Origin of the sequence: Metabacillus hrfriensis, from assembly GCF_030127205.1 — a bacterium.
GTDB lineage: Bacteria > Bacillota > Bacilli > Bacillales > Bacillaceae > Bacillus_P > Bacillus_P dongyingensis.
Genome location: NZ_CP126116.1, coordinates 1,030,246 through 1,051,916, shown reverse-complemented (window position 1 = coordinate 1,051,916; position 21,671 = coordinate 1,030,246). Strand labels below are relative to the sequence as shown.

Sequence of the window (21,671 nt, the reverse complement as noted above, 5' to 3'; positions counted from 1 at the left end):
GTACCTTAAATGGCACTACGTCTATTATAAAGAAACTTAAAACGCTTTCATAGGCTTCATGTGAAACGGATAGCAAAGGTTTTAATTTCATATGGCTTGATTTTAAATGTGACGCTTGAACCTCTTTTTGTCTTTGACAGGGGCTCTTCTAGTAAATTCACTTCGTGCCATTCTTCTATTTTCCAATCAGAGGAAAGAGTAACCTCGCCTCTTCTTCCTTCAAATTCATGCAACCGAACAATCACCATGTCATGTTCCTCAGCTTTTTTTACGGCATCAATATGCAAGTTTTGAGAGGACAGAGAAAGAAATGATTGGCTGCAATCCGATAACTTACCTTTATGTACAAGGAGCGGACTATTCAGAAACCAAGCTTCACGAACAGTCCCGCCTTCTCGCCAATCTCCTTTATGAGGAAGGATCGAATAAGTGAATTCATGATCTCCACAGTCAGCGGTTGGGTCAGGGTACATTGCACCCTTTAATAAAGACAGCCGGAGAACATTTCCCTTAATGTCGTAACCATACTTACAATCATTAAGCAAGCTTACACCATATCCTGTTTCAGATAAATCTGCCCACTGATGCCCAACGCTTTCAAATCTGGCCATATCCCAGCTTGTGTTCCAATGATTCGGCCTCATTACATTCCCATATTGAATATCATAAGTCGCATCTGTCGTTCTGACATCTACAGGAAAGGCAGCCTTTAGAAGTTTGCGGCGTTCTTGCCAATCAATATGCGTTTTAAAGTCAATTCGTTTGGAATGACCATAAACAATCATCTGCTGTTTGATTTTTGTTTGGTTAAAGCTCCAATTAAACTGTACAATCGTGCGAATTGAACCGCATTCGATCAATTCTATTGAAATAAGTTCTGTTACCTCCTGCATTTTTTCCTGGTAAAAGAGATCAATATCCCATGCATCATGTGCTAATGGCTTATCTTCAAAAATTTGCAGGACATTTGCCCTTGAACCTTCCGCTAACACTTCTCTCTTTTCAGACACATCATATATTTGAGTTAATTGGCCAGCATGATTCCAAGCAATCTCATAGAAAGGTGTGGATAAAGAATTCTGATTCATTTGAAATGGTGCTTTTATGATCTTTTTCTCTTTCAAGGAAGATGCACGAAATTCTAGTGCTATTCCGCCAAATGACGGGGTTTTGGTAAGTTTAACAAGCCATCCCTCATTTGTTTGCTGTGCAGTTAATTCGCATCCCTTGTCATCATGCCAGTTCCCTTCCTTTTGATTATCATCATCAAAAGGGATGAAAGCCAGCTCCTCACATTGCCAATGTGAGGAATTCCAGGCTGTGTAATGCTTCCCCGTGTTTGAACTTGTTAATTGAGCTGCTGCATGGTCTGTAAATTTTTTATGCTTTTTCCACGCCTCATCATACTCAAGTTTCGAGTCTTCATATACTTCTTTAATAGATGACCCTGGGATAATATCATGAAATTGATTTCTCAAGATGATCTTCCAGCCCTGGTCCAGTTCTTTCTTCGGATAGTGACTCCATTCACTTTGAAGGGCATGCAATACTTGCAGCCATTCTGTTTCTCTATAGGCAAGCTCAAGCTTTCTATTCATTTTTTTATTATAGGCCTGGCTTGTATATGTTCCACGATGATACTCTAAATAAAGCTCTCCATCCCAATCATGAACATAGCCTTCTGCTGCTTGGATGTTTTCATGAAGTCTTGTAAAATAATCACCTGCTTTTGAAGGCTTTACATGCGGCAAACCGGGCATCTTGTCATATCTTCTCCTAAATTCAAGCATTTCACGGTTGACTCCGCCGCCGCCGTCCCCATACCCATATGAAAGAAGCAAGTCTTGATTTATATCTTTATCACGATAGGATTTCCAAGCTCCGTTAACTGTTTTAGCAGTAATCAAACCATTGTAGGTATAAAACCAAGAGTCATCTGAATTCCAAGGTTCTGGCGTCGTCACAAAATGTGTCAAGATTTCACTTCCGTCTATCCCTCTCCACCTGAAGGTATCATGCGGCATCCGATTATACTGATTCCAGCTGATTTTCGTGGTCATAAACGTGGTTATACCTGATTTTTTTAAGATTTGCGGTAAAGCCCAGCTATAACCAAAAACATCTGGAAGCCATAAATAACGACATGTAATCCCAAATTCGTCTTTCAAAAATTTGCTGCCATATAAAATTTGTCTGACTAGAGATTCTCCATTTGGAATATTGCAATCCGCCTCCAGCCACATGGCCCCTTCAGCTTCCCACATTCCTTCGTTAATCCGCATTTTTAATTGTTCATAGATCTCTGGATAATCTGTTTTTAAATATTCGTATAACTGCGGCTGCGTTTGTAAAAAAACATAATCAGGATATTGTTCCATTAATCTTAAGACTGTAGAAAAAGATCGGGCCGTCTTTTCTCGTGTATGTTTTAATCTCCACAGCCAGGCGACATCTATATGCGTGTGGCCGATGGCATGAATCGTAACAGAATGATTTTTTTCAATTTGTTCCAACCGATCATTAAGTATGGCCCGGGCCTGATAACAAGACTCATAAAAGCAGCTGCTTCCAGGTTCCGTCCAGTCAATTTCTTTGTAGCTCTGGTTCAGGGACGTTAACAATAACTGCTTTTCTGGAGCCTCTTCTCTTAATTCTTTAATTGTTTCATAGATAGCTTGTGAGGTGAAATATAGATCATCTATTTGTTCATCAAGCCATGCAATCTCAGCAGTGCGAATCGTATATTCCTGCTCTTTCTGCGGTCCGCCCCCTTCAAGTCCTGACCATAAGCGAAAATCAAGCCGAATAGAATGACCAGCAGCATCTTCTGGGAAAAAGACCTCTTGATGATTAGAATCCACTCCCTGAAATGGCTTTTGATTTAAAAATAAAAGAGACTCAAATCCTGAATTATTTCCTCCACCTGTCCGGCCAAAGTCAAATAATCCAACTGCTTTTTTTCCGTTCCACTCTGCCGGAATCTCTAAATCTGTCTGGAGCCATAAATAAACATCCCGGCCTCTCCATTTGTCTCCAATACTAATTGTCTTGCCTGATGGTTTATCCGGCGGATAGGCTCCGATCTCCCCAGTATCTTGCGTACAATTGAAGATTGAAATCTCCTGTTTATGCCGGTACCGGTATTCTGATAATTCCTTTATTCTTGCTTCAAGCTTATTTTCCGTATAAAACAAGGGTATTCTCCTTTCCAATGCCGGTTTTTACCTCTGTAAATCTTTTGTAACAAACATGCATGATCCAATACGCCGGAAATACCCCTGCTATAAAAGGGAACAGCCCTGGCATCGATTTAATCAAATATCCAATAAAAAACAGACCGATTCCCATCAATATAGTCGTTTTAGGACTAAGAATTGCGAGAATAAATGGCTGTTTGATGTATTGAAAAAAAGATAAATGATAATGAACATATAATGGAAAGAAATAAATAAGTGTTAACACAAATAAAAAGGAGACAAAGATTAAAAAGAAATAGAGAATGACAGACCCCGTTCCTTGCATGGCAAAAGCAAATTTTAAATCAATATACAAAAAGGATCCTATGCCTAAAAAGAAAATTCCCAATTTGTTAGCAGGCATAAATTCTTTTTTAAATGTATCTTTAAATACTTTCCATATAGAAAAATCCAAATCCTTTTGTACCCATTTTCTTGTAACCGTAAATAAGGCAACTGTGGATGGAAAAAGACCAAATACTCCAATGCCCAGCAGTGTAAATCCTGCCCATAACACGTTTGCGACAAGAATTCTCCAAATCCACTCACTTGCTTCCTGGACAAATTTGCCCATGATACCGTCATCTCCTTTTTTCGGCGGATACCAGAATATAAGTTTCCGATATTCATTTATGTTTATCTAAAGCGCCGCCCCCGCTATGCCACACGGTTCTTCTGCTTTTAAGGGGAACCCTGATGGATTCCCCTTAATACTTGTCTATGGAGCAGGATAACCAAAAACTTCAAATTCATAGATTCTGGCTGCTTGGTCTCCCCCTTGAGTAGGCTGATCAATCCATAGCCTTACATATCTTGCTTCAGTCAATTGAATACTATGTTCGGAAACATCTGCTGCGTTATCTGTCACTTTAACAACTTCAGACCAATTCTCCCCATCTGTACTTCCTTCAATTCTAAAAGCTTTTGTATTAAAGGCATTTGGTTCTCCCCCTGCTGCGGCATGGTGAAGGACGAATTTAGAAAGTGCGTAATTTTTGCCAAGATCCACCTTTAACCAATGAGGTGCATCTCCCAGAGCACACCACTTACTGGATTTAGAACCGTCAAGTGCAAATCCTGGACCTTCAGATGAAGCACATTGACCATCAGCAGCAGCTTGCTTATTCAATGCTGCATTCGTAACATTATTTGCTTCTTTTGAGATCGTAATATAGGCATCCTTAGTGACAATATCTTCCCCTTCACTATTTTTCGCCACTAAAGTAACAGAGTAAGTTCCTTCTGATTCATACGTAACAACAGGTTTCGCGTCTGTGCTGCTGGATGGTGATCCTCCTTCAAAACGCCATTCAAGTTCCTCTGTCACTTCTGATGATTGATTCATAAATTGAATCTCTTCACCTGGTGCTGCCAGTGTTTTATCTGAACTGAAATTCGCTTTCGGCATTGGATAGGGCGGCCAGTCAAATACATCTTCAGCAGATTTGCTGCGCTGATTTCCTTTATAAACACTTTTTACTTCCAATTCGGTCTTCGTCTCTTTTCCCTCTCGTTTTAAATCAGAGAGATAAAAGTAGTTGTTTGGAGTTCCGCCTAGCCATTCTTTATCACCATTTGGCAGCACCCGATAAATTTCATAGTAATCTGCTTGTTTGTTTCTTTCCCAAGTCAGAGAAACATTTGCATAAATCCCATTTTGGAATTCCGTTTCTTTTATCATGACATTTTCAGGTTGATGAACTTTTTTTATGTCATCTTTTTTGTTAGAGACTTTTATCTCACCAATATTAATATCGATGGCTTCTTGTTGATCAAATTTGAGAGAGATGGCAGCGATTTCTTTTCCCTTAAACCTTTTCAGTTTAATCTTTTGAGTTACCCATTTTCCTTTTGCCTCTTTTTTCACATCGAAAAATTCAAAGTGATTCGGTTTGTCTAAGAAACTGATGCCAACCTTCATATTTGGTTTTGCAGATTTATACGTAATCGAAAGTTCCGTATCCTTCTCAACCGGAAGCTTTGTTTTGTACAATTTAATATGGGATGATTCATTCCCGTTTAGTTCACCTGACACTTTTAAAGAACTTCCACCTGTATACGCTTGGTTCCAATCAAATTGAACAGAGATTGGTGTTCCTTCAATGAGCCATCTCCAAGTTGGAAGGATATCCTGCAAACTTCTGTTGTTCCATGATTTATGACTCAGCCTATTTCCTTCTACGGCAAAAAATTGTCCGCTGCCAGTATTGAAATTAGTCACAAATGGCAAGTGAGTAATTGCCGTTTTATCTGTAAAGTAGTGAGACATTCCTTTCCAATCGCCATTTCCATCCGTACTGGAAGGATCCCCTTTTTGGCCAGACCAGAAATCCTGTTCTTTTTGATAAAATTCATTCATCGTTTTAGAAGAGTTAAATGTCCAGTCAGGACGATAAATTCCTAAAGAAGTATTTGGACTTTTTCCTTCCGGGAAAATTCCATTCCATGGAACTTTTGTTAGTGTTCCTTTTGCTTCCACGTCAATGCCCGTATACAAATCATAGGGGGATCTTCCGATTTCCTTAGCTTTCAAGTTAGATGCTTCCTGGTTTTTCCACCAAAAATTCAAAAACATGCTATCGGATACCCGGTTATTTCCATCTTGCAAAAAGGCATTATTTTTGTCAGTTAAGGCATTTTGCCAATTAATTCTGCCATCTTCTGTCATCGAGTCATACCACATGATGTGCATGCCGTCTTTTTTATTTTTTTGAAGGTACATGAGAAACTCTTTCATTTTCAGAGCGGTTTCTTGGCTTCCGCCTTCTGTTTCCTGGTTAATAAACCAGCCATCAAATCCATAATATTCTGCTGCTTCAAGCAATTTATCTGCTGCAGGAAATGAACCGTCCGCGCGCTGCTCAAGCATTTGATTCAACCACTCTATTTTTCCTCCATATACAGCAGGAGGGAAGAAAACATTCCCTAAAATCGGAACACCATTTTTGTGGGAAGAGTCAATCACATCTGCACTTGGAGGAACAATGATGCCCTCGCCGGATGAACCTGCCCAATACACCATTAAATCGACATACTGCCAATAACTAAACGTGTTGGCAAAGAACTCTTTCCCTCCTTGAGAAGGTACACCGCTAGTGTTTTTGTTTAACGCTGATAATGCAACAAGTTTTGCTTCTGATTGAGCATTGCTGTTGACATTATAAAGCGTCTCCCTATCTGCTAAAGGAATTGTACTTCGATTGAATGGAGCATCAGGATCACTTTCAGGACTCCATTTAAGGAGTTGTTCTGGAAACCAATAAGATGATTCCGGCTGAGCTGCAAAGCTGCCGGATGGCATAAAGATCACAAAACAAACAGACAGAAAAACGACAATGGAACATAACCCCTTTTTAGACCGAACCATACCTTACATCCCCTCTTCATTCTTTATTTTGAAGCCATTGATTCAGCGGACTTCCTTTGACTGTATATCCGCAAAGACTTAAAACAAATTCACTGAACATAGAGTTTGCCCATGAAAACCACTCTCTTGTGTACTCCTTTGGATCATCTGAGTTAAACCCTTCATGCATATAGCCTGTATCACCATCCGTTTCTTTAAAAACGGATAATATTCTTTGTTTTTCAGATTCCTCTTGTGCTGTCATACCTTGAATGGCTAAGGCGATATGCCATATATAATGATCTGGGGTATGCGGACTGCCAATTCCGCTTGCTGCTTTCCCCTCATAATAATAAGGGTTATCCCGGCTCAGCAAAAAATGTCTCGTATTTTGGTAGATTCGATCGTTAAAATCGCAATAACCTAAATATGGCATCGAGAGAAGGCTTGGAACATTCGCGTCATCCATTAAGTTATAACCTCCCCTGCCATCAGTTTCATAGACGTACATTTCTTCATAGACAGGATGGTTGATCACACTATATTTTTCTATTCCCTCCTCTATTTCAGAAGCCAATTGCATGCATTCTTTAGCAAGTTCGGAATCAAGCAAGACCTGAAGACAAATTTCAGCAGAATATTTAAGAGCTACAACCGCAAACATGTTGGCTGGAACAAGGTAACCATAGTGGCAAGCATCATCACTGGGACGAAATGCACTCCAAGTCATACCGGTTTTTATTACCTCTGATCCCATGCCGCTGCGCGTGAGTGTGTCTGATTGCCGAACATTTTCACGTTCGAAACGGTATGTTGATTTATTTTCATGATTTTGTTCTACCTTCCACACGTTCAAAATGCTTTTTAATCCCGCTTGATAAGAATCGTTAAAATGGGAAGTGCGTCCCGTTGATTTCCAAAGCAGATAGGCAAGCTGCAAGGGATAGCAAAGGGAATCCACTTCATATTTTCTTTCCCAAATATAAGGAGTCATGTCTGTTTTGTCGCCTTGGTGACCCTTACCGCTTGAGGTTTCATTAAACGCATTTGCATAAGGATCATGGTTAATGAACTGGAATTGTTTAGAAACAACCCCCTCAATCATTTCTGCGATTTGCTCATCTTCTTCAGCCAAGATGAGATAAGGTCTCACTTGTGCTGCTGAATCTCTTAGCCACATTGCAGGTATATCACCTGTAATTACAAAGGTTGTTCCATCTTCTTGCGGTTTTAAAGTTGTTGTATAGGTATTAATAAAACATTGTGCAAACATCTCCTGAAGTTTTTTATCATTCGGAAAATGTTCGTTCACTCTTGAAATGAGTTTTTTCATTGACTCAGGTATCGTTGCGTTCACATCATCTACTCCTTTTAATGGGTCCAGGCTACCGTCTTAATCTCGAACGGTTTTAAGTCTATTTCAATGTTGTTGCTTTGCAGAACTTCTAGCTTCTCTTCAATGATATTGCTGGCAAATCCTTGTTTAACAAGAGGCATGTTTACTTTTAAATCAACTTTTTCATCTGAAGTATTGAACCATCTGGTGATCACATGATCGCCCTCTTCAGCCATCTTGAAAGTCGACATGGCAAGCGATGGACCATTCCATTCGAGGAAATGGTTATCCTTAGGCAATTCCCCATGGTGAAGATCCGTTTGAATCATCGTTAATGGCGCCTGAAATTGATAGGCAAGATGATAAGATTCAGATGTAATCACATCACCGGAATGAGGGATAACCATCCATTCTGCTTCATTCTCCCCTAAACATTGAGCTTCAGGTGCAGAGAAATCTCCCCAATCCCCAAGCTCTGAGACAGAACGAAGTAATGTTAAGGCGATGGTTTTGTTTTCTTCTATGATTTCATACTCATGTAAGCCTTTATTTGCAATGGTCAATCCTTTCCGTTCATCTGACATACTGACAAAACCTTGTTGATGATGATCAAAGCTAGGATTCTCCCATTCTATTTCAGGGCTGTTTTTTCTTTTAACGATTTCAAAAACACTGTCTGCATGGTGAGAGTCCGTTTGAATATTTGTTGGAAATAACACTCTTATTCGATGATCTTTTGCTTGATTTTCAATAAAAGCCTGAAAGGATGGTCCTCTTGATGTTTGATCTAGCGTCATAATGGTTCTTATCTGAATAGTTGCGGTCTCCGCTGAACGAGACGCTTTTCTGTTTTTGTGCCAGACTAACATCCTTTTTTCCTTTTCAAATGCTTGATCTGCGCTCTTTGGGATCACCCATTTGTGGATCATTTCAACCCTTGCTCTTAGGCTATTGTTTTCCAGCACTTTAATTTGGGCTTTCAGACCCTTTGTAGTAAGCGGGAGTGAGTCCAAAGTATTTTTAAACATATATTCATTGCCAATATCGCCCGTATTTTCATATATTCCTAAACATTCATATGTTTTTTCACTTTTCTTATTTGTAAGAGTATAAGAGCCGTCCTCATGGATTTTAATATGAACAAAATCATTTTCCATTTCACGGTCATGATTCATAATGTCAATCTGTTTAAATTGAGCCGGATTTTCGCTTTGGTTTACGTAATACGTTTTATAACCGATTTGGGGCACATTTTCAGCTAAAAATGTGAGTTCTGCAATCCTGGCAAAATAGGGTCTTCTAAAGCCGTCAGAAGGTAAGTCATAGCCAAAACGGATACCTTTATCATGATAGACACTTGGAACTGCGATTCCCATCGAATCACTCACTTCAAGCTCTGGCATAGATTTCCCGGCAAAATAAGCTGGGATTTGCTGAAAATCCATTTCTGAAAAATAAATCTTCTCAAGTTCAACTTCTTTCGTAATTACTTCTTCACGCTTCGAACCCGATCCGTTAAAAATAACAATAGGGATACAAGTTTTTGAGTCATTATCTATCCTTGTATCAATACGGGAAGCAATTTCTTTTCCTTTTTCTTGTACAATCATTTCAGTTATCTGCAAAACTTTTTCAAACCGGCTTACCATCTCGCGGTGTACTTCATCTACGCTGCATCCGCATATGCTGTCATGCGGATGATTCTTCATTAATGTTTTCCATGCATAGTTTAAGAAGTGACTCGGATATTCAAACCCAACGAGATGTGCCATGACCGAAAGAGGTTCGGCTGCTTTTTCAAGCAACGCCTGACACTCCTGATTCATTTGTTTGAGATAGATTCTTGCGGAAGCTGTATTCACAAGTGTAGACCATCCATCTGTTCGCTGGTTTCGCAGCTCCCCTGTGATTGTCTGTAATTCATTAGGTAAAGATGCTTTAAGGTTTTTCAGATAATCATCAAAGCTTGCATGAACGAAATCGATGTCAGGAAAAAGCTTTTTAGCCGTTAAAATGGCCGCTGGAAGATTGTGCTGAACTGGCTGATGATCACACCCATTCATGAAAAGCAGGTGTGGAGTCGCCGCATACTTCATGGCCTGCTCAATTTTTGTATTCCAAAAGCTAAGAGCATCCTTCTCATCCTCTGGTACTTCATTGCCATTTGAATACCAATTCGCAAAAAGAATTCCAAGGATGGATGAACCATCAGGTGATTCCCATTTTAGTTCTGAAAAGGGTGACTCGAAGTTTTTTGCATCTTCCACCGTATTGTTAAATCCAGTAGGTTTTACACCTCTTCCAAATGCAGCTGTCTCGATTTTTGCTTGCTTTAACAGCTGCGGCGCCTGACCATAAATCCCGAACGTATCCGGGAAGTAACCTAGCTTTGAGACCGATCCAAATTCTTTAGCATCCCTTAAGCCATAGAGAAGATTTCGTATGTTTGATTCAGAGCTTGTTAAAAAAGCATCTTGAAGAACATACCATGGTCCAATGTGAAGCTTTTTTTCACTTATTGCTTTTTTTAATTCTTCCCTTTTTTCAGGTCGAATTTCAAGGTAGTCCTCTAACAGAATCGTTTGTCCATCTAAATGGAAACTTTTAAAATCTGGTTCTTTTTGAAATAATTCAAGTAGTTCGTCGATTAATTTCACTAAATAATATCGATGTTTCTCAAAAGACATGTACCATTCCCTGTCCCAATGGGAGTGTGATATGATATGTGCTGTTCTCTTATTTTTCATTTTTTTCACCTCATTATTGTAAGCGGTTTCTCGTTTAATACCTTAACAATATTTTGATTGAAAAGTAGAGTCAATGAAACGATATGAAATGATAAGGTTTTTCCACCATAACTAATAAAAGTTCACAAGAGTGCCTATCTCCTATTGAGTGATTAAAACAAAATAAAACAGACAGCAAAGCTTGGCTGCCTGTTTCAATCAATACTCTTTAAAACTCTTCAATTAATGGTTAATCAATACATTCGCCTTAAAATGACTATTTTTCTGCAAAAAGATCATCATGAGATCTTTTCATCCATACTTTACAGACCTATTTATTTCATGCTCCTGTTTCGGTTCCATTTAATAATTGCAGAATTTGGAGAAATAAGTTTTCTAAAAATTATAAATATTTAGTTGATTTCTAGGCCTTTTATCCATATAATTAAAAAAAGGCATCAGGGGTGATCTTTCGTGAAAAACAGGAAAACGTATACCGAGATCATGAAGTCCCGTAACACATTCAAGATGGAAAAGAAACAGGAAACCGTACTTGATATTTACATTCAAATGGTGTTGGATGAAGCTGTGTTAACCCGGAAACTGTCCCTCCTTCAGGAAAAGATCGATGAGTCCTTGGACCGCAATGACAAACCGTTATTTTTAAAGTTAGCCAAAGAATATGCAGAACTGCGTTTAATCATTTAAAAGCAAGCCCCGAAGCGGGGCTTGCTTTTATGTTGTTGATGGAAAATTCGGAGGTCGGCAAACAGCCTCTTTGATTACTTTCGTTTAAGATTTTCCTGGTTTTGGGGCATCATACAGCTCCTATGGGTACCTTCATTTAAGATTTTCCCGGTTTTGGGGCATCATACGGCTCCTATGGGTACCTTCTTTTAAGATTTTCTCGGTTTTGGGGCATCATACAGCTCCTATGGGTACCTTCATTTAAGATTTTCCCGGTTTTGGGGCATCATACGGCTCCTATGGGTACCTTCTTTTAAGATTTTCTCGGTTTTGGGGCATCATACAGCTCCTATGGGTATCTTCATTTAAGATTTTCCCGGTTTTGGGGCATCATACAGCTCCTATGGGTACCTTCTTTTAAGATTTCCTCGGTTTTGGGGCATCATACAGCTCCTATGGGTACCTTCTTTTAAGATTTACCCGGTTTTGGGCAATCATACAGCTCCTATGGGTACCTTCTTTTAAGATTTTCTCGGTTTTGGGGCATCATACAGCTCCTATGAGTACCTTCATTTAAGATTTTCCCGGTTTTGGGGCATCATACAGCTCTTATGGGTACCTTTATTTAAGATTTTCTCGGTTGAAGCGCATCATATGTGTTCTTTGATCTCAAAAATACAGCGAAATTAAATTCCAGTACACGAAAAGAAAGCTGCCGCACCAAAATGATGCGGCAGCTTTTCTGTCCTATTAAGATTGAGCACCCGTGAACTGCTCTGCTTCTGTTGAACCTTTTAATGCAGTTGTTGAAGAAGTTCCGCCTGTAATGGTTTGTGATACTTCATCAAAGTAGCCAGTTCCAACTTCACGCTGATGTCTTGTTGCTGTATAGCCGTATTGCTCGCTTGCGAATTCAGCCTGCTGCAGCTCAGAGTAAGCAGCCATGCCATGATCACGGTATTTTCTTGCAAGTTCGAACATGCCGTAGTTTAGTGCATGGAATCCGGCAAGAGTAACGAACTGGAATTTGTAGCCCATTTTAGCAATTTCTTTTTGGAACTGGGCAATTGTCTTTTCATCTAATTTTTTCTTCCAGTTGAAAGATGGCGAACAGTTGTAGGCAAGCAGCTTGCCTGGGAATTTTGCATGAATGGCATCAGCAAACTTCTGCGCCTGCTCTAAGTTCGGCTCTGACGTTTCGCACCAGACTAAGTCTGCATACGGAGCGTAAGCGAGTCCGCGGGCAATTGCCTGATCAATGCCGGCAGCTGTGCGGAAGAAGCCTTCCGGTGTGCGCTCCCCTGTAATAAATGCCTGATCTTCAGGATCTACATCACTTGTGATTAAGTCAGCTGCATCTGCATCTGTTCTTGCAATGATTAATGTTGGAACGCCCATAACGTCAGCTGCAAGACGTGCTGAAATTAAATTCTTTACAGCTGTTTGTGTCGGCAGCAATACCTTTCCGCCGAGGTGGCCGCATTTTTTCTCAGATGACAGTTGGTCTTCGAAATGAACCGCTGCTGCTCCAGCTTCAATCATTCCTTTCATTAATTCAAATACGTTCAGCTGTCCGCCGAAGCCAGCTTCTGCATCAGCAATAATCGGAGCGAACCAGTCGATATTTCCTTCTCCCTCAAGATGCTGAATTTGATCGGCACGCTGAAGAGCCTGATTGATTCGTTTTACAACCGACGGCACACTGTTTGCCGGATATAAACTTTGATCCGGGTACATGTGTCCTGAAAGGTTTGCATCAGCCGCTACTTGCCAGCCGCTTAAATAAATCGCTTTCAATCCTGCCTTTACTTGCTGAACTGCCTGATTTCCTGTTAGTGCGCCCAGTGCATGTACATAATCTTCCTTCTGCAGCAGGTTCCAGAACTTCTCAGCACCTCTGCGTGCAAGTGTATGTTCAATATCAATGGAACCGCGAAGACGAATTACTTCTTCCGCTGTATATGGTCTTTCTACTCCGTTCCATCTTGCATCCATTTCCCAATTCTCTTTTAATTTTTGTACTCTTTCGTTTGTCATTTCCTGATCCCTCCAATAGTTTGTTTAGTTTGTTATAATACAGTTAAGATTTTATAGTATTAATATATAACAGATTAATTGAAAATGGAATCATTTTCTTTTAAATTTTTTGAATTTTTTATTTTTGGTGTTTGAATGATTGATAGAATGAGATTTCCGCGGTTGCTGTTTTGGAGTTGATTGGTTCTGCAGATGAAAATAGAGCCCATTTTACGGAAAATAAAAACAGCGCTTCTCCACATGGAGACAGCGCTGTTACTATTTTTACTTATCAGGATTTTTGCTTCCCCACTCTTCAAGATAGGTAATCCGCTCAAGAATCGTTGGATGGCTGTATCTGAAAATTTTCACCAGTCCAGGCGGGTTCACCTGGCTTAAGCCTGCTTTCGTCAATTCCTGGAACGTATTGACGGCTGCTTCGGGATTTTCAGTCATTTCAATAGCGTATAGATCTGCGTCCTTTTCCTGATGGCGCGAAATGATGTTGGAAAATGGATCTGAGGCAAAGGTGAGCATCCCAAGGAGCATCAGAAATAACGGCAGTGAAGCAAGCTGCTGTTTTTCGGTGATATTGAGAATATGCCCGAACCGCCTGATCGTAAAATTCATTAACCTGTTGATCAGATATAACCCAATCAGAGTTAGAACAAGGTAGCCGGCAATTCCGATGTAAATATGCTTCATAACGTAATGTCCCATTTCGTGTGCCATAATAAACAGGATTTCGTCTTCACTCAGCTTATTTAACGTTGTATCCCAGAGGACAATTCGGGAATTGTCTCCAATTCCGGTCACATAGGCGTTTAGCGCATTTGTTTTTTCCGACATGTTCACTTCAAACACATGCTCTGCGGGAATATCCGCTTTTTCCGCTATAGCAAGGATTTTGGTCTCAAGTTCTTTATTTTTTAACGGGGTAAAATCATTGTAAAGCGGATCAATTAAAACAGGCTGTATAAACATTAAGAACAGACTGAATGGAATCGACAGAATCCAGGCAAAAAGCCACCACTTCCCGGAAAACTTGCGGATAAGACCATACAGCACAGCAACAATTAAAATCATAAATGCATAATTGACCCAGAAATCAATGATTTGATCTTTCATCCACCCAGTAAAGGTTTGCGTTGTAATGTGATAAGAAAGCGAGATCTTGTAGCGCAGCCATTCAATTGGAAATGCACAAAGTGCCACGATAAAAGAAAGCCAAAACACATATACCGCTGTCTGAATCACAAAGAAGCGTGAAATGCCTTCAGACCATTGCTGTATTTTTTTAGAAAATCCTATTACAAGAATGACGAAGAAGATAAACCATTCAAATGGCGCAGTGACAAAATAGAGAAAATCCCTCAAACTGGAATATTCGCCTGACAGCTCCAGCTCACGACTGTTCATAAACGTATTTGGGTCCGCAGAGCTCCCCTGAAATTGAGTTGGAAGGGCGGAGTCTGCCCCCATATAGATATACCAATAAACAAACAGGCCATATAAGAAGTAAATAAGGACTGATACAGTCAGCCATTTGCGCATGATGATGCCCCCTCGAACAAGCTCTTTGTATAAGTGTAGTTCAAGACAAAGAGAGTTAGAACTAAAATTCAGGTTAAAACAAGAGTCCGTATACAATCAGCGTCAGGATTGAGCTCATCACTACGACAATGACATTGACACCCAGATAAGCAACGGCAAAAGCCGAAATCGCCCCAATGATTCCAAACCAGATATCTTCCTGAATAAGAAAAACACCAGGTACAATCAATGCGCCAAGTGTCGCATACGGAACATTTCTTAATACATTTTGAACAAAAGGAGGCAATTCAATTCCGCTTAGAGCCACCAGAGGGATCATTCTTGGCAAATATGTGACGACTGCCATGCCGATGATCATCATCAGAACATTACTGATCATTGCGCTTCTCCTCCTTCGGATAGATCATTTCGATCAGAATAGCTGAAAGCAGCGTAGAACAAACAATTGCCCAGCCAGTTGAAAGCAGGCCAGTCAGGTAAATAAACGAATGAATGACCCCAGCAGCTGATGCTAAAAATACAACTTTCCGCTGTTTTTTCATAGAAGGAACTAAAAGCCCGATAAACATCGCATATAACGCTACAGACATGCTTTCCTGCAGTGTTTCCGGCAAATTGGCGCCGATCAGATGTCCAACGCCTGAAAACACTGCCCAGCTCGAGTAGGATATGAAAATAAGCCCAAACATATAACCCGCTGATACATTTCCCTCTTTCATAGAAGCAACCGAAAATGTTTCATCTGTAATCCCAAATGAATACAGCGCTTTTTTCCATAAACTGTCTTCCTCGACCTTTTCATTTAATGAGGCCGACATCAAAAAATGCCGGATATTCACAATAAAAGTAGTAAAAATAATTTCAAAGACCCCGGTTCCTGCTGCTATCAGACTTAGCGATATGTATTGTGCAGCACCTGCGAAAACGAAAATACTCATTAAGACGGTTTCTGAAAGAGTGAGGCCGGTATCACTTGCAAGAAGCCCGAATGTTATAGCAACAGGCATGTAGCCTATTGCAATGCTGAGACCTGCTGTTATTCCTTCTGAAAAATGTGACTGTTTTCTCAAAAATGCTGTTGTTGCCATCCTTCTCCCTCTCTTCTTTACGGATAATAAATCAGCAGAAAACAGGTTGCGGACCCATCCGCTTTGTTTTCATACACATGCTTACGATTAGCGGTGAATTTGATGGAGTCTCCTTTTTTCAGCTCATAATGCTCTTCACCAATGGAAACGGCCATTTCACCTTCACTTACAAATAGATACTCTTCGACTCCGCTTAGATGCTGCTCTGATACATGCTTGCATCCCGGAAGCAGCTCAAGCAGAAAAATTTCAAATTTCTTCTGCTGATCATATGGAAAATAGGAAAAGACATTATATAATTCATTCAAATCCTGAACGGCTGTTTTATCTGTCCTGCGTACAACCGCAACACTAGTCTGTTCTTCTTCTACAAGAGACGAAAAAGAAACGCCAAGTCCGTTCGCAATTTTCCAGAGCGTATTAACGGTTGGACTTGATTGGCCTTTTTCAATTTGCGCAAGCATGCCTTTGCTCACTCCCGTAACGGCTGAAAGCTGATCAAGACTATACTGCCGCATTTTACGGACATTTTTTAAATTGATGCCAATTTGTTCCTGCAGTGATTTCATAAGTTCTCCCTTTTCATTTGTTTTATATAGTATACATTCGTATTATATTTTGAACAATATAGAAATAGCAATATTCTGATTTTTAAGACTAAAGTCCAAGGAAATCTCCATCTATCTCTCGATTCTTTCATGCTGAATACGCACATAAAAATGGCGATTGAAAGATATGGCCCAATCACACTTGTTGTCGGCTGGATTCATTCTTACGCTTTTGAAGCATGAGACATGAGGAAGTCTCAAAATCGACTGTTAGATGGCGGCTGTTTCATATTCAAGGAAGCAGCAAGTTGGTGTATGGCCAAACTGTTTATATCGTTCGATCCTTCTTGGATTTGTTTTAGAAGCAGATGGTTCGAGATGGCTGACAAAAAAGGAAATTGACGAAGGTGTCATAAAAAGGATAGAAGAGGATAGTAAAGATATGGTAATCGTAACTTGGAGCCAAGGGAAAAAAGACCATAGAAAAAGCGGCCGGGTATTTGGCCGCTCCTTCTTATTTCCCTTTAAAAACAGGCTTTCGTTTTTCGCTGAAAGCCGCTAAAGCTTCAACACGGTCTTCGGTCGGGATCGTTACTTCATAAGCCTTGCGCTCAATATGCAAGCCTGTCTGAAGATCTGCATTCATTCCCTGTTTGATTGCAAATTTAGCCTGCTGGAGAGCAATTGGCCCATTTCTGAGAATCTCTTCTGCAAGCTCTGCTGAAGCTGCCATGACATCAGGAGCTGTCTTTGAAACCAGACCATACTCCAGTGCTTGGTTGGAAGTAATTTTGCGGGCAGTTAAAATAAGCTCAAGCGCTTTAGCCTCGCCGATAATGCGCGGAAGACGCTGCGTTCCCCCTGCACCAGGAATGATGCCAAGGCCCGTTTCGGTCAGCCCGACAGACGTGCCTTCTGCTATCAGCCTGAAATCACATGACAAAGCAAGCTCCATGCCACCGCCGAATGCATACCCGTTGATGGCTGCAATGGTGGGCTGAGGAAGGGCATCAATCTTTGTGAATACCTCGCCAATTTTAAATAGATTCCGTTTTACCTGCTGATCTGTCAGAGTCTTTCTCTCTTTCAGATCGGCGCCTGCACAAAATGCTTTTTCCCCTGCACCTGTAAAAATCACAGCTCTCACTTCAGGGTTCGTGCGGATATCTTCAACTGCTGCCTCAAGCTCAAGCAGTGTTTCATAGTTGAAGCAGTTGAATACCTCTGGACGGTTTATCGTGACAACGGCCAGGTGCTTTTCTAATGTGTATAAAATATTGCTCAAAACAGACTTCCTCCTGACTATTTTTGAAGAACTTGATCTTTAAGCGCCCTGCGCAAAATTTTCCCCGTAGTATTTTTAGGAAGTTCTTCTAAAAATTCAATGGAACTTGGAACTTTATACTTAGCTAAATGTTCGCGGCAGTATGCTTTTAATCCTTCTTCTGTCAGTGATTGATCTTTTAATACAACAAAGCATTTCACTGCTTCTCCCTGATTTGGATCGGGAACGCCGACAACAGCAACCTCAACTACACCAGGATGATTGTATAGAACTTCCTCGACTTCGCGCGGATAAACATTGTATCCGCCGACTAGCACCATATCTTTTTTGCGGTCAACAATGGTAAAGTAGCCTTCCTCATCCATCGTGGCCAGATCCCCTGTATAAAGCCAGCCGTCCCTAATTGTATGGGTTGTTTCCTCAGGCATTTTATAATACCCTTTCATGACATTCGGCCCTTTTACAATCAGTTCGCCGACTTGTCCAGGAGGGACTTCTTCGCCTAATTCATTTACTACTTTATTTTCGACATTTAGAATGTTCGTGCCGATTGAGCCTGCCTTGCGCGGACGATCAAGCGGATTAAAGCACGTAACAGGAGAAGCCTCAGATAAACCGTAGCCTTCAGAAATCACGACCTTAAACTTCTGCTCAAATCCTTTTAATAGAGCAACCGGCATGGATGCTCCCCCTGAAATGCAGAGTCTGAGAGACTGTAAATCGTTTGCATCTCCCGCCTCATGCTGCAATAGGAAATTATACATCGTCGGCACACCCGCAAATACAGTAGCTTCATAGGTTTTAATCAGCTTAAAAACTTCAGCAGAACTGAAGCGCGGCACGATTAACAGTGTTGCTCCGCTGATCAGCGGCGCATTCAGTGAAACCGTCAAACAAAAAACATGGAACATTGGCAGTGTCGCTACCACCTTATCCGCATCATTCATTTTCAAATAAGATCCTACATCCTTCGCATTGCTGTATAGATTCTTGTGAGTGAGCATTGCTCCCTTAGGCTTACCTGTGGTGCCTGATGTATATAAGATGACGGCAACATCTTCTTCTGACTGGATGACTTCTTCCGGCTCAGACACAGATGTAGCAAGTAAACTTGTAAACGATTTCAATTTTGTGCTGATTGAGAGAGCCGAAACATCCAATCCTGATCCAGCATCAGATGGAGGAGTTTCGCATGATATGATATGCTCCGCCAATGGCAAAACATCATTCATTTTTTCAAATAAAGGCAGCAGCACATCAAGGGTTACAATTGTTTTTACATCACCATTGTTTAAAATATACCCGATTTCATCCGGTGTGTAGATTGGATTGATTGGAATGACTGTAGCACCAGCCCTCATTGCTCCATATAGTGATATAACAAAATATGGTGAATTTCCAAGCACAAGAGCAAGGTGATCCCCTTTTTTCACCCCGAGCTTCTGCAGACCGGCCGCAAATTTACTGATTAATACATCCAGTTCCCCATAGGATGTTTCCTTCCCCTCAAAGATAAACGCCGGCTTGTCTTTATGCGTTTTTGCGGATAAAGACAACTGTGATAATAAATTCATTCTCCCACCCCTTTTAAAAATGAATGAACAACCATTCATTTTCTAAAAATTTAAAACTATAAGTCTATTATATTTTATGGTACAGAAATTCTCAAGAAACGGCTCACCTAAATTATTTCAAAAAAAAGATGCCCGATTTTTCGGACATCCCCTTACTTATGTTAATACAGCAGCTCGATAAATTGATCTTTTTCCACATTTCCAAAATAGTGTTTGATATCAACATCCCTGAAAGCCATTTCAATCGATGAACGATCATATTGCTGGCCTTTTAAGCGATTTTCAATATCTTCAACATTTCCGACTCCAAAGAAATCCCCGAAGATTTTGCAGTTTTCAATCCTGCCTTTATGAACTTCCAGGCGAACATCAATTTGGCCGATAGGAAAACGGTTTGAGTGCTGAAGATTAAAGGCTGGAGATTTGCCGTAATTCCAGTTCCAGTTTTGATAGCGTTCTTTTGAGAGTTCAGTGATCTTTTCCCAATCTGATTCTGTCAGTTTATACTGGGGAATTTCGCCATCTGTATCAAAGATATAACGGAGAATGATCTCTCTGAATTGTTCAATCGTGATTTTTTCTTCAAGAAATTCGCTGATGTTTGCTACCCTGCTGCGAATCGATTTTATGCCCTTGGATTCAATCTTGTCCTTTTTCACATTTAAAGCGGAAACAACATTCTCCATCTCAGAATCAAACAGAAGTGTACCATGGCTGAACATTCTGCCTCTCGTAGAGAATTGAGCGTTGCCTGATATTTTTCTGCCTTCAGCTAAAATATCATTTCTTCCGCTAAGCTCTGCATCAACTCCAAGACGTTTTAATGCACGGGTCACAGGTTCAGTGAATTTTTTGAAATTGTGAAAGCTGTCTCCATCGTCTTTCGTAATAAAGCTGAAATTCAAGTTTCCAAGATCATGGTAAACCGCTCCGCCCCCTGATAATCTGCGGACAACATGCAGCCCTTGATCTTCTACATATTTCGTATTAATTTCTTCTATTGTATTTTGATTCTTCCCAATGATGATGGAAGGTTCATTAATATAGAAAAGAAGGTAAGTTTGTTCAGGATCTAAATTTTTCAGGCAATACTCCTCGATCGCCAGGTTTATTCTTGGATCCGTAATCCCTTGATTATCGATAAATAGCATTTTTTGTTCCTCCTAATTTTCCTGTGTCCACTGTAAGCCGGAAGCAGCAAGGCGGACAGGGCCTTTATATATGGTCTTGGCTTCTCCCACTAAGTCCAAATGATTACCGAAATGCGGCAAATGAGTAAGCATTAATTCCTTTACGGAAGCACGGCTCGCCAGGTTAGCTGCATCGTAGCTATTCATATGGCCTGCACCTGACCCATCCATCTCTCCGTAAAAATTGCACTCACAAAGAAGCAGGTCTGCATTTTCCGAAAAGGGAATAAACTCATCAATGAAACTTGAGTCAGCTGTATAAACGACTTCTGCAGCACCATCAGAAATCCTCATTGCAAAGCAGTCAACCGGATGCTTTGTTCTTAAAAAACGAATGGTGAAAGGACCGATTTGAATCTGTTCATTTGGATTATAAGCCTTCCCTATTGTTGCATCTTTATATGTAAGTCCTGCAAATTCCTTCTGATTGGCAGCATGTCCATAGATCGGCAGTGCTTTATTGCTCTTTTTTAAATACGCTGCAATCAGCCTTGCAAATTGCAGAGGTCCCACATCTGAAATATGGTCATGGTGATAGTGGGAAAGAATGACAGCATCAAGTTCTTCAGGCTTCACATAATTCTGCAGCTGTGATAAAACAGCACTTCCGCAGTCTACAAGCAGCCTAAACCCGTCCGATTCAAAAAGATATCCTGATGTCGCCTCATTAACAGCAGGATACCCGCCCCAAAAACCAACAACTGTTACCTTCATTACAATCCTCCTTTATTTTTATTCCTACCTCTCAATATACCCATTTTTATAAAAAATTGCATGTTTTATGACATTGTTACAAAACAGATGTTGACATATTGCCATCTGTTATAATACAATAACAGTAACAACAACTTGGAGGGGATACCAATGTTAGTTAAAATGACTGAATTTTTCAAAAACCTGCCTGCAAAGAAGTGTTTGGAGTGCGGGGATAAAATTGAAGAACAGCATGAGTGTTATGGCAATACATGCGATAAATGCATGAAAATCAACCACATTTAACCTTTGTTCATCCTAACAATACCTATATTTGGAGAAAGAGCCCTGCGTTCTTTCTCTTTTTTTATGCAAAAAAAGACACTGAGAAA

The 21,671-nt window shown here is 40.4% G+C and carries 16 protein-coding genes; 2 read left to right on the top strand and 14 right to left on the bottom strand.

What is annotated here, in order from left to right:
* Nucleotides 1-56: 56 nt before the first annotated feature.
* The 5 genes from QLQ22_RS05285 to QLQ22_RS05265 form a co-directional block, all read right to left on the bottom strand.
* Nucleotides 57-3,194, bottom strand: coding sequence for an alpha-mannosidase (locus QLQ22_RS05285; RefSeq protein WP_284016149.1), 3,138 nt, complete (start codon nt 3,192-3,194; stop codon nt 57-59).
* Entirely contained in the window at nt 3,175-3,810 is a 636-nt protein-coding gene (locus QLQ22_RS05280; RefSeq protein ID WP_223440217.1) for a YesL family protein, read from the bottom strand. Before QLQ22_RS05280 ends, QLQ22_RS05285 begins: the two co-directional genes overlap by 20 nt.
* 144 nt (nt 3,811-3,954) lie before the next feature.
* On the bottom strand, nt 3,955-6,603 hold the full coding sequence (locus QLQ22_RS05275) for an endo-beta-N-acetylglucosaminidase (RefSeq protein WP_284016148.1): 2,649 nt from the start codon (nt 6,601-6,603) through the stop codon (nt 3,955-3,957).
* Nucleotides 6,604-6,619: 16 nt separating this feature from the next.
* The gene (locus QLQ22_RS05270; protein WP_423246233.1) at nt 6,620-7,939 is read right to left on the bottom strand and encodes a glycoside hydrolase family 125 protein; all 1,320 of its coding nucleotides are present in this window, start codon (nt 7,937-7,939) and stop codon (nt 6,620-6,622) included.
* 14 nt (nt 7,940-7,953) lie between these two features.
* Nucleotides 7,954-10,665, bottom strand: coding sequence for an alpha-mannosidase (locus QLQ22_RS05265; RefSeq protein ID WP_284016147.1), 2,712 nt, complete (start codon nt 10,663-10,665; stop codon nt 7,954-7,956).
* 453 nt (nt 10,666-11,118) lie between these two features.
* On the opposite strand from QLQ22_RS05265, the gene QLQ22_RS05260 reads away from it, so the two are divergent.
* Complete coding sequence (locus tag QLQ22_RS05260; protein ID WP_101567527.1) at nt 11,119-11,352, top strand: IDEAL domain-containing protein; 234 nt, start codon at nt 11,119-11,121, stop codon at nt 11,350-11,352.
* 729 nt (nt 11,353-12,081) lie between these two features.
* Here QLQ22_RS05260 and aceA read toward each other — a convergent pair.
* The 9 genes from aceA to QLQ22_RS05215 all read right to left on the bottom strand — a co-directional run bounded on the left by aceA (nt 12,082) and on the right by QLQ22_RS05215 (nt 21,300).
* Entirely contained in the window at nt 12,082-13,368 is a 1,287-nt protein-coding gene (gene aceA / locus QLQ22_RS05255) for an isocitrate lyase (protein ID WP_223440214.1), read from the bottom strand.
* Between the two features lie 264 nt (nt 13,369-13,632).
* The gene (locus QLQ22_RS05250; RefSeq protein WP_223440213.1) at nt 13,633-14,901 is read right to left on the bottom strand and encodes a M48 family metallopeptidase; all 1,269 of its coding nucleotides are present in this window, start codon (nt 14,899-14,901) and stop codon (nt 13,633-13,635) included.
* 73 nt (nt 14,902-14,974) lie between these two features.
* Nucleotides 14,975-15,280: an AzlD domain-containing protein gene (locus QLQ22_RS05245; RefSeq protein WP_223440212.1), complete on the bottom strand. Its 306-nt coding sequence runs from the start codon at nt 15,278-15,280 to the stop codon at nt 14,975-14,977.
* Complete coding sequence (locus QLQ22_RS05240) at nt 15,270-15,989, bottom strand: AzlC family ABC transporter permease (RefSeq protein WP_284016145.1); 720 nt, start codon at nt 15,987-15,989, stop codon at nt 15,270-15,272. The genes QLQ22_RS05245 and QLQ22_RS05240 overlap by 11 nt, the downstream gene beginning before the upstream one ends.
* Before the next feature lie 17 nt (nt 15,990-16,006).
* Complete coding sequence (locus QLQ22_RS05235; protein ID WP_284016144.1) at nt 16,007-16,558, bottom strand: helix-turn-helix domain-containing protein; 552 nt, start codon at nt 16,556-16,558, stop codon at nt 16,007-16,009.
* Nucleotides 16,559-17,051: 493 nt separating this feature from the next.
* Entirely contained in the window at nt 17,052-17,822 is a 771-nt protein-coding gene (locus tag QLQ22_RS05230) for an enoyl-CoA hydratase-related protein (RefSeq protein ID WP_284016143.1), read from the bottom strand.
* Between the two features lie 17 nt (nt 17,823-17,839).
* Entirely contained in the window at nt 17,840-19,396 is a 1,557-nt protein-coding gene (locus QLQ22_RS05225; RefSeq protein ID WP_223440207.1) for a fatty acid--CoA ligase family protein, read from the bottom strand.
* Nucleotides 19,397-19,557: 161 nt separating this feature from the next.
* Nucleotides 19,558-20,547 carry a lipoate--protein ligase gene (gene lplA / locus QLQ22_RS05220; protein WP_223440204.1) on the bottom strand — a complete coding sequence of 330 codons (990 nt, stop codon included), beginning with the start codon at nt 20,545-20,547 and terminating at the stop codon, nt 19,558-19,560.
* Between the two features lie 12 nt (nt 20,548-20,559).
* A complete protein-coding gene (locus QLQ22_RS05215) occupies nt 20,560-21,300 on the bottom strand; it encodes an MBL fold metallo-hydrolase (protein WP_252208162.1) in 741 nt (246 codons plus the stop codon).
* 150 nt (nt 21,301-21,450) lie between these two features.
* Here QLQ22_RS05215 and yhfH point away from each other — a divergent pair, with 150 nt between their 5' ends.
* Nucleotides 21,451-21,585, top strand: coding sequence for a protein YhfH (gene yhfH, locus QLQ22_RS05210; RefSeq protein WP_070879296.1), 135 nt, complete (start codon nt 21,451-21,453; stop codon nt 21,583-21,585).
* The last annotated feature ends 86 nt before the right edge of the window (nt 21,586-21,671 follow it).